This window comes from Caballeronia sp. GAWG1-1, assembly GCF_023631465.1.
GTDB lineage: Bacteria > Pseudomonadota > Gammaproteobacteria > Burkholderiales > Burkholderiaceae > Caballeronia.
Window position 1 is genome coordinate 96,140 of the sequence record NZ_JALQDB010000026.1, and the last position, 12,576, is coordinate 108,715.

Annotated in this window: 6 protein-coding genes, 1 tRNA gene and 1 CRISPR repeat array; of the genes, 3 read left to right on the forward strand and 4 right to left on the reverse strand. The window is 57.8% G+C overall.

Annotation, left to right across the window (positions count from 1 at the left end):
* The first annotated feature begins 408 nt into the window (after positions 1 to 408).
* Together rpoD and NCT03_RS16250 are read left to right on the forward strand one after the other, a co-directional pair.
* On the forward strand, positions 409 to 2,469 hold the full coding sequence (rpoD, locus tag NCT03_RS16245; RefSeq protein WP_244829191.1) for an RNA polymerase sigma factor RpoD: 2,061 nt from the start codon (positions 409 to 411) through the stop codon (positions 2,467 to 2,469).
* Between the two features lie 125 nt (positions 2,470 to 2,594).
* Positions 2,595 to 2,671 (forward strand) — tRNA-Ile (locus NCT03_RS16250).
* Between the two features lie 180 nt (positions 2,672 to 2,851).
* Here NCT03_RS16250 and NCT03_RS16255 read toward each other — a convergent pair.
* Positions 2,852 to 3,802 carry a M23 family metallopeptidase gene (locus tag NCT03_RS16255; RefSeq protein WP_250493140.1) on the reverse strand — a complete coding sequence of 317 codons (951 nt, stop codon included), beginning with the start codon at positions 3,800 to 3,802 and terminating at the stop codon, positions 2,852 to 2,854.
* A gap of 575 nt (positions 3,803 to 4,377) precedes the next feature.
* On the opposite strand from NCT03_RS16255, the gene NCT03_RS16260 reads away from it, so the two are divergent.
* Positions 4,378 to 6,090, forward strand: coding sequence for an OmpA family protein (locus tag NCT03_RS16260; RefSeq protein ID WP_250493141.1), 1,713 nt, complete (start codon positions 4,378 to 4,380; stop codon positions 6,088 to 6,090).
* 433 nt (positions 6,091 to 6,523) lie between these two features.
* Here NCT03_RS16260 and ompA read toward each other — a convergent pair whose 3' ends face one another.
* From ompA to NCT03_RS16275, 3 genes are all read right to left on the reverse strand, one after another.
* Positions 6,524 to 7,189, reverse strand: a complete 666-nt coding sequence (gene ompA, locus NCT03_RS16265; protein WP_250493142.1) for an outer membrane protein OmpA — start codon at positions 7,187 to 7,189, stop codon at positions 6,524 to 6,526.
* 310 nt (positions 7,190 to 7,499) lie between these two features.
* Complete coding sequence (locus NCT03_RS16270) at positions 7,500 to 7,859, reverse strand: putative hemolysin (protein ID WP_350030151.1); 360 nt, start codon at positions 7,857 to 7,859, stop codon at positions 7,500 to 7,502.
* A 544-nt stretch (positions 7,860 to 8,403) separates the two neighbouring features.
* A CRISPR array of direct repeats spans positions 8,404 to 11,498; the repeat unit is 28 nt; unit sequence GTTTGCTGCCGCGTAGGCAGCTGAGAAA.
* A gap of 455 nt (positions 11,499 to 11,953) precedes the next feature.
* A complete protein-coding gene (locus NCT03_RS16275; protein ID WP_250493143.1) occupies positions 11,954 to 12,412 on the reverse strand; it encodes a hypothetical protein in 459 nt (152 codons plus the stop codon).
* Between the last annotated feature and the right edge of the window lie 164 nt (positions 12,413 to 12,576).

A 12,576-nucleotide genomic window follows, 5' to 3' on the forward strand; every position in this document is an offset into this window, starting at 1 on the left:
TATAATAAAATGTTAAAAAGTAGTTGCTTTTTGTCAATTCCTCTCCCGTTTCGAAGGGTGAAATCCCTTCATTGGTGCGTGGAATAGTTAGCGAAGGAAGCAGGGAAGTTGCAGCAAGGCGCTGGCCGAATCGGCTGTGGGACTCATGTAAAAGCGGTGCGCAGCACGCGTTTGAGCATTGCTCCGACACGAAACGGACAGGAAAGCACGCCGACGTACAGACGGGCGCAAGGGAAGCGGCTGCTATCGTGGTGAAGGGCGTATGACGAATTCGCCGTGATGAACCGCGACGGATTCAACCGCGATGGCGCCCCGGGCAGGGCACGCAGGACGATGCAGCGTGCGCATTTGGTATTTACGGTTCCATCGGCTGTTGTCCAGCAGCCGCGAGTCGAGACTAAAGCCTGTATGGCGAACTCCATGACGAAAAAGCTGAACGATGTACCCGTCGAAGACGACGCAACGCAAACTGCGGAGCCCACCGCCGCGCCTGCGGCGAAGGTCGAAAAGGCCAAGGCTCGCGACCGCCGTGCGAAGGAAAAGGCGCTTCTGAAGGACGCGTTCGCGTCGAGCGCGCCCGGCACTGTCGAGGAGATCGAGGAGCGCCGCTCGAAGCTTCGCGCGCTCATCAAACTCGGCAAGGAGCGCGGTTTCCTCACGTATGCCGAAATCAACGATCACCTGCCCGATAACTTCACGGAAACCGAGGCGATCGAAGGCATCATCAGCACGTTCAATGACATGGGCGTGGCGGTGTACGAGCAGGCGCCGGATGCCGAAACGCTCCTTCTGAACGACAACGCGCCGAACGCTTCTTCCGACGATGAAGTCGAGGAAGAAGCCGAAGTCGCGCTCTCCACCGTCGACTCCGAATTCGGCCGAACGACCGACCCGGTGCGCATGTACATGCGCGAAATGGGCACGGTCGAGTTGCTGACGCGCGAGGGCGAAATCGAGATCGCGAAGCGTATCGAAGACGGCCTCAAGCACATGGTCATGGCGATCTCCGCATGCCCGACGACCATTGCCGACATTCTCGCGATGGCCGAGCGTGTGCAGAACGAGGAGACGCGCGTCGACGAACTGGTGGATGGCCTCATCGACCCGAACGCGGAAGACACCGACGGTTTTTCCGAACAGGAAGCCGAAGCGATAGAGACCGAGGACGTAGAGCAGCAATCGGACGAGGAAAGCGACGAGGAAGAGGACGACGACGATGGCGCGGCGCAAGCCAGCGCGAACGCCGCCCAACTCGAAGCGCTCAAGCGTCAGTCGCTCGAAAAGTTCTCGCTCATCAGCGAATGGTTCGACAAGATGCGGCGCGCCTACGAGAAGGAAGGCTACAAGTCGAAGGCCTATCTGAAGGCGCAGGAAGCCATTCAGACCGAACTCATGAGCATCCGCTTCACCGCGCGTACCGTCGAGCGTCTGTGCGACACGCTGCGCGCGCAAGTGGACGAAGTGCGCCAGGTCGAGCGGCAGATTCTGCACACGGTCGTCGACAAGTGCGGCATGCCGCGCGCGGAGTTCATCACGCGCTTTCCGGGCAGCGAGACGGATCTGGAGTGGGGCGACAAAGTAGTGGCCGAAGGGCACGACTACAGCGCCGTGCTCGAGCGCAATATCCCTGCTATTCGCGAGCAGCAGCAGCGTCTCTTGGACCTTCAGGCGCGCGTCGTGTTACCGCTCAAGGACCTGAAGGAAACCAACCGTCAGATGGCGGCGGGTGAACTGAAGGCGCGTCAGGCGAAGCGCGAGATGACCGAGGCGAATCTGCGTCTCGTGATTTCGATTGCGAAGAAGTACACGAACCGTGGCTTGCAGTTCCTCGACCTGATTCAGGAAGGCAATATCGGACTGATGAAGGCGGTGGACAAGTTCGAATATCGGCGCGGCTACAAGTTTTCGACATACGCGACATGGTGGATTCGTCAGGCCATCACGCGCTCGATTGCGGACCAGGCGCGCACCATCCGCATTCCGGTTCACATGATCGAAACGATCAACAAGATGAACCGCATCTCGCGGCAGATTCTGCAGGAAACCGGGCTGGAACCGGACCCGGCGACGCTGGCCGAGAAGATGGAGATGCCGGAGGACAAGATCCGCAAGATTATGAAGATCGCGAAGGAGCCGATCTCCATGGAAACGCCGATCGGCGACGACGACGATTCGCATCTTGGCGACTTCATCGAAGATACGAACACGGTGGCTCCCTCCGATGCCGCGCTGCATGCCAGCATGCGCGATGTCGTGAAGGACGTGCTTGATTCGTTGACGCCGCGCGAGGCAAAAGTGTTGCGGATGCGCTTTGGCATCGAGATGAGTACGGACCACACGCTGGAAGAAGTCGGCAAGCAATTCGACGTGACGCGTGAGCGGATTCGGCAAATCGAGGCGAAGGCGTTGCGCAAGCTGCGGCATCCTAGCCGTTCGGACAAGCTCAAGTCATTCCTGGAAGGGAACTGATCGGATCAATGGGCTTGTAATGGAAGGCGTTGTGAGGCAAACTCGCAAACCTTCAGTTGTCGCGCAACGTTTGTATTAGAGAAAGCGCCGCCATGGCGCTTTCTTTTTGCCCTCTGCTTTCAAAAGGGCCGGAAGCTTAACTGGTATAAGCTGTCGACTCATAATCGACCGATAGTGGGTTCGAGCCCCACCCGGCCCACCAGCATTTTCTCTCCGACGGGCCGTTTCACCTTGCCTCGCCCGGTTGCTCTCCTTAATCGCTTCGACGACTCGCAATCCCCGCAGCCGGCTGGCTCAACACAGAATGCGACCGGCCGCCTTACCGACGAAGACTGGCCGAAGCTCACGCACGCGCAGACAAGCCGTCAACGCGCCCATCACCTCATGCATCCGCGTTGCTCGAAGACAGCGAAAGATAGTCCGCCGGGTTGACCGGTTCGCCATGCACCCGGACCTCGAAATGAAGATGCGGACCCGTCGAGCGACCGGTAGAACCAACCTTGGCGATCGGCTCGCGCGGCAGCACCTTCTGCCCGACGCGCACCTCGACCTTCGATGCGTGACCGTAGAGCGTGAAAATGCCGTTCCCATGATCGATCTCGACCGCGTTGCCGTAGCCCGGCATCGGTCCGGCGTGGATCACGCGACCGCCGGCGGCCGCGAGTATTGCTGTGCCCGTCGGCGCGACCAGGTCCATGCCGGGGTGGAAACTGAGGTGATGCGTGAAAGGGTCCAGGCGGTTGCCAAACGGCGAACTGGTGCGCCCGAGCACGAGCGGACGGCGGTCCGGAAAAGCCTCCCACGCCGTTTCGTGCCGTGCCGCGCGCTGTTCGAGCGTCGTAAGTGTCGCCGAGACGCAGTCGAGTTCGCCGCGGATGACTTGCGCGTCCGCCTGCACCTCGCTCGTTCGACAAGGTCGTGGCGGCAGTTCGGGACCGCCCGCCGCATCGCTGCCAGACCGGCGCGTTGATGTCGCCGCCGCCCGGATGGCAGGCGCACGCGGCTGCGCGCGCAGGCGCTGGTTCAATGCGCTCAAACTGTCCAGCTGATTGGTGAGGCGCTCGGCGCGCGCATTCAGCGAAGCACTAGCGGCCTGCAGCCGCGTGAATTCGGCGGCCGCATAGGGAGATTGCGCTGGAGCAGCGTCGGCAATGGAGGACCCTTCGGACCCGTGGCGAGCATGTAGCGGCTGGAGACCGTAGTGCCCGAGCGCGAGCCCGGCGGCCAGCGCAAACGCGACCGCCGATCCCGCCGAGCCAACGATCGTGCGCAGCGAGCCGCGCCGCATCACGATATACAGATCGTTTTTCGAGCCCAATTTGATTGAAGCCATCTCTTTCTCCCAGCAATTAGCACGCGTTTTTGAGATAGTACGGATGCGTCGGCTCTACCCCTATCAGACAAGTCAGAGAAATTTGAGATAAATGCGCGTCCGGCTCGAATTCTTAAAAACACGATAAAACGCACGATCTACGACATCGATGGCTGAAAGCAAGGCGCACCACCACATAGAGGATTTTCGGGTCCAATGCTGCCAGACCGCCTTCTCCCGGCGGTGTGTATAATCCGCGCGCTGTCAGAGAGAGGTCGGTAGTTGTCGAAGCGCAATCAGGAACTCGACTCCTCACGAGTCAATCATTCGATTTACCCGCATGCTCCTCCAATCGCGGTATAAAAGTTTCAAGCCGCATCCGGATCGCCATTAATTTTAGTCACTAAATCATGTGGTTGGCTTTGCCAGAAGCCAAGAGGCCGCCTAGTCGCCAAGTCGTACTTACGCTTCCCATTGATTCAACCCCAGCGATTTCACTCGCAATCCGACATCTTAAAAAATAGCGGAGACGTATTAAGGACGTGTCAAGTGTCACGTCTGTATATCAAGTAGTTTGCACTTCAAGGTTATTTGCAATGAGCATCAATATTTTTCAAATCCTGGAAACGGTTTTGAACGGCGACGTCATCAATACTCTTTCCGCAGAACTCGGAATCGAGCCTGACCTAATAAGCCAGGTAACGAGTAAAGCAGCCCCGGCGCTCGTCGCGGCCCTTACAAACCGCGCCAGCACGACCGAAGGTGCGCGCCACGTTTTTGCGGCAATCGTGTCGCCCGAGGCGAACGGTCAGATTGCCAGCCAGATCTCTCAGTCGATCGCAAGCCCGGCGAAGCTGGCGGCATTCGAAGCCGGCGGTCGCGAATTGATCGGCAAGGCGACGGGTGCGGACACCAACGCACTGGCCGAAGCCATTGCGCGGCATTGCGGCACGTCGCCATCGGCGAGCCTTTCGTTGTGCGGCGTGGTCGGTGCAGCCTTGATGGGCATCCTGAAGCAGCACTTCACCCAAGCGCGTGGGTCGGTCGTGCAACTGCCTACGCTGCTCGGGCATCAGTTGCCGGAGGTTTATGCGCACCTGACGGATCACATCGCGAGCGTGCTCGGACTTGGAACCGTGACCACGTTCGGCGCGGCGATTCTGTCGAAGCTCAAGGATGTGTCGGCACATTTCGAGCATCCGCAACCCGAACCGGCTCCGCTGCCGGCCCGAACCATCTTGGCGCAAGTCAAACAAGAACGCAAAAAGCCGACGCACAAGCGCTCGCATGCGTGGCTGTGGTGGTTGCTCGCGCTTGCCGCGCTCGTGCTCGCAATTTTCGCGCTGCGTTCGTGCAACAGCGAAAGCTCGACTGCGCCGGTTGCACGCGCTGAACCGGCCAGTAACGCGGCCGTTGCTTCGACTCCCGCCGTTGCGTCTGCACCGGTTGATGCTTCGGCCGCCTTCGTAGCGAACGCCTCGGACGCTTCGGCTGCCGTTGCAGCGTCGGCGCCCGCGGCGACGCAGGACGCGCGCGTGTCGTTCACGGTCGATATCACCGGGATGCCGACGGTCACGGCGACGGTTGGCAGCGAAGCCGAGAAGGCGCAGTTGCTCGACGCCCTGACGAAGAAATTCGGCGAAGGCAAGTTCACAGCCAACATCACTGTCGATCTGGCAACGAAGCCGGCAGACTGGCTGACTCACCTCGACGGCCTGCTGCCGCTGATGGCCGTGCCGGGCGCTGAAGTGAAGGTCGTCGGGTCGCACGTCGAACTGGGTGGTTCGGTTGCCGATGTGAAGGCAGGCTGGCTCGACAAGCTCAAGGCGCTGTTCGGCTCGGGCTACGACATTAGTGTGTTCAACGTGCAGCAGGCCGTCGCGAGCGCGACGCAGTCATTCCGTGATGCGGTGAAGGGCTTCTTTGGCGCGAACGCATCGTGCGCGAATGCCGACGTGGCGAAGCTGCTCAACCTGCAAGTCATCAATTTCGCGACGGGCAAGTCGATGGTGCCGGTCACGGCAGCAGAAGATCTGCGTCAGTCGGCGAAGGTGCTGAAGACGTGCGCGAAGAGCAACAAGGCCGTCCAACTCGAAGTGGCGGGCTATTCGGACAACGTGGGCACGCCGGCGATGAACCTGGCACTGTCACGTCAGCGTGCGCAAGCAGTGCGCTCATATCTCGTCGCACACGGCGTGTCGGGATCGATGCTGAACGCGCAAGGCTATGGCGAAGCGACGCCTGTCGATAGCAACGATACGGAAAGCGGCCGCTTTCATAATCGCCGCATCGAGTTTCTGGCGAAGTAGTGAGGTTATGTAGATGACGAAAACTGCCCGGTGAAAGCCGGGCAGTTTCGTTTTGACGGCTGGTTCGCAGTGTGTCGTTGGATGGCGACAAAGTGCCCACCAATGGTGGTTGTCGCTAGCCTGTTGTAAGAAGCACTTACGCTTCGAGCTTGTTGCGATTCAAGAGTCTTCGAAATCGCGTCTGTTCAAACGCTCTTCGACGGACGAAGAAAGTATCGAACGAAATCGGCGACGAGTGCGCTGCATTCGTCGAGAGATTGACTTTCTTCGTTATCGCTATTGGGCCGGGCTAAACCCGCGTCTTGGGGATGGCCGGCCTGCCAAGATTCCAGCGAAAGATAACAAGCAAGTCAGATGCAGCACTGGCGGCAGCGTGGCGATGCACTGCTCACACGGTCGTACCCATCAATGTGCATCTGAAATGGACTAACCCTTACTGCTGCGTCTGACGCTGCGTGCCAACCACTTCGACTTCCACGCGACGATCCGGCGCGAGGCAGGCGATAAGTTGCTTGCGGTTCTTCTGGTTGCAGCCCGTGGTGATCGGGTTGCGCTTGCCCTTGCCTTCCGCGTAAATATGGCTGGCGTCGATGCCCTTGCTGACGAGGTAAGCCTTGACAGCTTGCGCGCGACGCAACGACAGACGATTGTTGTACTTGTCCGAACCGAGGCGGTCGGTGTAGCCGGTAGCAACCACCACTTCCAGATTCACCGTGCCGAGTTTCGTCGCGAGATCGTCGAGCGCGGTCTTGCCAGCGGGCTTCAGAACTGCCTTGTCGAAGTCGAACAGCGCGTCAGCCTGATAGCTAAATCTGGTGTTCCCAATAATAGGCGCTGTACTAGGCGGTGCATCGGTCGGTCTCTGTGGCACGGCTGCTAACACCAGCGCCCCATCGCATTTTGCGTTGGCCGTAGCCGGTGTCCAAAATGCGTCGCGCCAGCAGAGTTCGTTCGTGCCGTTCGTCCACACGTACTCGCCCGTACCGTTCACCCAGTTGTCGTTCACGGCTTGTCGTGTGGCCGGTACGGACTGCGCCGAAGCTGATGCGGTGATAATCGCGGTAGCCGCAATGAATGCGAGCTTTGAAAGTTTGATCATTTTCTTTTTTCTAAATGAAGTTCTTGAGCGCCAATTGCCCTTTACTGCGCGAGCGATTTTCGCATTGGAGCGCAATCTAATTGGTCAAGAAAAGTCACGGCATCGAATACGTTTCATGACAGTCGCAAAGTTCTTGCGAACGTGATTCGAAGGTGCTAAATCGTCCGGCAGTGGGTTCGTAAGCAGGCGGTTGCGTTGGCGCATGCAGTGTCGAATGTCATCGCCGGTTACCTGCAGCTTGTGTTCGATTCAGCGAATCTGCAAACTAACGCTGATTGCTGACCTATTGCGATACACGGTGTGTACAGCGTTATTTCTGACCGGGCGAGCATTGGCCGCGAAGTAGCGCCCATTCCTCGCAGGACTGACCCCCAGGGAAATGGCACATTCCGACCTGGCCATTGACGGTATCGACGATCTGAAGCGTTCCGCCTTGGCGAGTGCAGTTGACGGAAGCCGGATTGGCCAGTCCTATCCGCGAAGCAGGTTGATCCACCGTTGCGCCCGCAGCCGATGACGATGGCTGCGCGCAGGCAGTCAACATGAAGACGCCGGCAAATAGCGCAGTAAGAAGCTTGAACATGGTTGATCGATCTCCGATGCAAAAATCAGGAGGCTGACTATACCAACCGTCATGCAATTTATTCGACGGCGCTATGTTTTTGTACATTAGACGCGGCTTGCCGGTGCGCTTGTCTGTGGCATTCGTTGGGATGCCACTAGTTGATGTGCGCGTGTTGTATTCGAGATGGCGGCGGCAAGTTGGTGATCGACGGCGTCAGTTAGAAGACGAGGCGGTCAAGAGCGCGCGACGCTATGGAAGTTGGCATAGGGTTATTCATCTTTGACGCCCAAGGTTGCGTGTTTGCGGCTGCAAACGCTGGTCGTCGGAGTGCGGATGCCGACTTGTTGTTTCTGCTGGGATCGTCGCTTTGTGATGCGAGCCGCTGGCGATGCGATATGAGATCGAATGAGGAAGTGGGCTTCGATTTGCGTGTCGGCGGGATAGAATCTTTCGCGACGGAGCGGGGTACGCGGTTTGAGGTGGTGTGTACGCCAGTCCGCTGTTTGTAGTTGCGCGTTACCCTTTTTTTGAGGCGGTTCTTCGTTGCTTGAATTATCAATGACTTAGGGTTGGGCTTTAGAATTAGGTGGCTTGGGCTGTAGTGGCGTCTTTCTTTTACGGATCAAGAGGATAGCAGTTGGATCGTCTAGTTTGCTGCCGCGTAGGCAGCTGAGAAAGGACGATGGCGGCGTGAGCTACACCTTGGAACGTTTGCTGCCGCGTAGGCAGCTGAGAAACGCCGCGCCGCCGGGGCCGACGAGCTTGTAGAGTTTGCTGCCGCGTAGGCAGCTGAGAAAGCCCGGACGGCGCGACCGACTTCAACGACCTGGTTTGCTGCCGCGTAGGCAGCTGAGAAATACGACACGCGAAGACACCAGCGCGTGCAAATGTTTGCTGCCGCGTAGGCAGCTGAGAAATACGACACGCGAAGACACCAGCGCGTGCAAATGTTTGCTGCCGCGTAGGCAGCTGAGAAATACGACACGCGAAGACACCAGCGCGTGCAAATGTTTGCTGCCGCGTAGGCAGCTGAGAAATACGACACGCGAAGACACCAGCGCGTGCAAATGTTTGCTGCCGCGTAGGCAGCTGAGAAACGCGCAACTCGCTGCACTCGTCGCTATCGCGAGTTTGCTGCCGCGTAGGCAGCTGAGAAAACTTCGCCAAACTGATGCACGCGTGCGACGCGGTTTGCTGCCGCGTAGGCAGCTGAGAAAGGCAGAAAGATTTTCGCCGCCGAACGTCTTAATGTTTGCTGCCGCGTAGGCAGCTGAGAAATTCGCGTCTTTGATGCCGTCCCAAACATTGCCGTTTGCTGCCGCGTAGGCAGCTGAGAAAGATTGCAACATTCGCGCGGGCGCTGAGTTCGGGTTTGCTGCCGCGTAGGCAGCTGAGAAATCTCAGTCGCGTCCACGGGACGCGAGCGAGCCGTTTGCTGCCGCGTAGGCAGCTGAGAAAATTATTGGGGAAGGCTGGCTGTACGTGCCGAAGTTTGCTGCCGCGTAGGCAGCTGAGAAAATTCGGCACGCATGCGCATAGTCCGCGACGATGTTTGCTGCCGCGTAGGCAGCTGAGAAACGCGCCGCAGATCGCTCACCTCGATAGCTTGAGTTTGCTGCCGCGTAGGCAGCTGAGAAAGCACTCGCGCCACGGCCGACCTAAGCCCATAAGTTTGCTGCCGCGTAGGCAGCTGAGAAAGCCGCGACGTTGGACTTGTCCGCATCGAGCTCGTTTGCTGCCGCGTAGGCAGCTGAGAAAATTTTCAGACCCCCAACATTTGCGCGACGAAGGTTTGCTGCCGCGTAGGCAGCTGAGAAAGTTGACGACGTGTTGCACTTCGGATGCGGCGAGTTTGCTGCCGCGTAGGCAGCTGAGAAAGCGCTGACAAGCGCCGCAGCGACGATCACAACGTTTGCTGCCGCGTAGGCAGCTGAGAAAAACGTGTTGCCCACCTGTCCAGCGCCGCTCACTGTTTGCTGCCGCGTAGGCAGCTGAGAAAATTTGAGCCAATGATTTGCGCTTGCGCGTGTATGTTTGCTGCCGCGTAGGCAGCTGAGAAAGCAGGACGAGGATACCGCGGCCGCGTGATGTTTGCTGCCGCGTAGGCAGCTGAGAAAACTGCGGCCGATAAATCCCGCAACCCTGCGACGTTTGCTGCCGCGCAGGCAGCTGAGAAAATGAATTCCATCTCCCGAGCGCGTTGTTCAAGGTTTGCTGCCGCGTAGGCAGCTGAGAAAGTCTGGGTCGTACTCAGCGCTACCGAAGTAGCGTTTGCTGCCGCGTAGGCAGCTGAGAAATATGCAGAACGCATGCGCGCGCACGGCGTCGTGTTTGCTGCCGCGTAGGCAGCTGAGAAATCGCTCGAATACTCAGACTGAATCGACTTAATGTTTGCTGCCGCGTAGGCAGCTGAGAAAAGTCTTGACGTTGCCGGAATCTTCTCTCTTCGGTTTGCTGCCGCGTAGGCAGCTGAGAAATTTAAATCTGGCCACGCCAGGCGACGCGTTGGGTTTGCTGCCGCGTAGGCAGCTGAGAAACCGGGCGCGATGGATCGACGATCGGCGTTGATGATTGCTGCCGCGTAGGCAGCTGAGAAATCGGTCACGTATTCGAGCACCGTCGTGTCTGTGTTTGCTGCCGCGTAGGCAGCTGAGAAATCAACGGTACGAATGATTGTCGCGGTGGTCTTGTTTGCTGCCGCGTAGGCAGCTGAGAAAGCGTCGGTCGCTCAAGCGCAGCGACGAGTCGAGTTTGCTGCCGCGTAGGCAGCTGAGAAATCAACAACGAGACATGCGACGTTTCGATCAAAGTTTGCTGCCGCGTAGGCAGCTGAGAAAAGGTCGCAAATGCCGTCGTGGTGGAGCTGGGTGTTTGCTGCCGCGTAGGCAGCTGAGAAACGGTATGGCGTTACAAAAGCTGAGATCACGGTCGTTTGCTGCCGCGTAGGCAGCTGAGAAAACCGGCCGCATGTTCGACGGTCCGCTAACTGCGTTTGCTGCCGCGTAGGCAGCTGAGAAACACAGCGTCGCGGCAAGCGTGCGTAAGGCGATGTTTGCTGCCGCGTAGGCAGCTGAGAAAGCTCAGGATCATCTATCGTGGTATCCCAATGCAGTTTGCTGCCGCGTAGGCAGCTGAGAAAAGAGTCCGTGACTACCGAAGCTGAGCCGAAGGGTTTGCTGCCGCGTAGGCAGCTGAGAAAGCTCAAGCGAATCAGGAGAACGCGCAATGACGGTTTGCTGCCGCGTAGGCAGCTGAGAAAATGAACGTCATGCATGCGTTACTTCGCGCCGCGTTTGCTGCCGCGTAGGCAGCTGAGAAACGACTTCGCCCACACGTGTGCAGCACAGCGGGAAGTTTGCTGCCGCGTAGGCAGCTGAGAAACGCGATGTCGCGAATTGAAATTCCATCGGAACGGTTTGCTGCCGCGTAGGCAGCTGAGAAAAGAAACTTGCAGTGCGCGATTTGCGCGGGTTGTGTTTGCTGCCGCGTAGGCAGCTGAGAAAATGACTTGCTGCACTCCTCAGATTCCATTGGAGTTTGCTGCAGCGTAGGCAGCTGAGAAAATCCAGCCGCGGTGATGTGCCGCGATTTCAACGTTTGCTGCCGCGTAGGCAGCTGAGAAATGAGAATCGAGCGCGGTATCCGGCTGACTGGAAGTTTGCTGCCGCGTAGGCAGCTGAGAAATCGGATGCGCGGTTAGCTGCGAGGGCGGCGTCGTTTGCTGCCGCATAGGCAGCTGAGAAAGCATAAATTGGGAATGGTTCGGTTCCCACGTACATAACGCGGGGTGTTAAACATACTCTCCATCGAGCGTTACCATGGTGTCCACAAATGCGTTGCTTCGTGAATGATCGTAGATACTCTAGAGTCGGCATAAGCGCTCCAATCCCGCATTATGCAGAACGCCTTACTTACGGCAAAAGTGCGCGTTCTAGTATCCGGCGCGCAAACGTGCGCTGCCTCGCCGCGCGTGTCTCTCGCCGCCTGAAAAACAAAACAAATGCCCCGCAAGCAGCGTTGAACGATACGATCTTGCCATCGGGACATTGAGATCATCGAAACCGAAACGGAGGGCATCGTTGAACTCCGCAACTAGACCAACGGGCGGGCCTGGAAGAAGACGAAGCAGGATGGCAATAGAGAAGCCCGCTCGAAAGCGGGCTTGAGTGGACCTGGGCTTCTACACCGCTGGCGAAAGTTTAACCGCAAGGGTTTTCGCCAGGCAGGAACTCGATGAGCAATCGATCGCGCTCTGAAGAAGGAACTGTCGCTTCTCCCTTCAACTGCTCAACATCTCTGTTTAGCCTTGCGTCCGATACACCTAGTTGCCGTAGATATGCGATTGCAGAGTCTACTCGCATGTTCGCAATTGCACGTGCGCTTGGCCGATCAGCCTCGATGAAGCCATAGACAACAACGGCTCCATTTCTAGCAGCACTGTTCTTTGCGTCGATGAAGAGCTTCGCTATTTCCACGCGATCAAGATTGGAGATAGTCGCGTCGTTCGGTTCAATCTTGGCGGCATATTGCATCGAGAAACTGCAAGCGTCTGCGTTCTCAGTGTGCAAAAGCAAGCCAAGCATAATGCTACTCGTCAGCGCTGCAAACGTACCATGCAATATTATCCGCATTTTTAATCGCCATGTTTGGTTCTTCAATTGCGAGTCTCTGTGCCATGAATTGACCATAGTAGATGGATTTATAATCAACAGTTGCAAAGGTATCTTCGAAATGCGAGCATTCGTGGGACTGTCAGATTTTTTGTGTTTGAGGCAGTTAAGGCAACCCGCTTTTCAGCGGGTAGCGGTTTGAGGATCTTTCA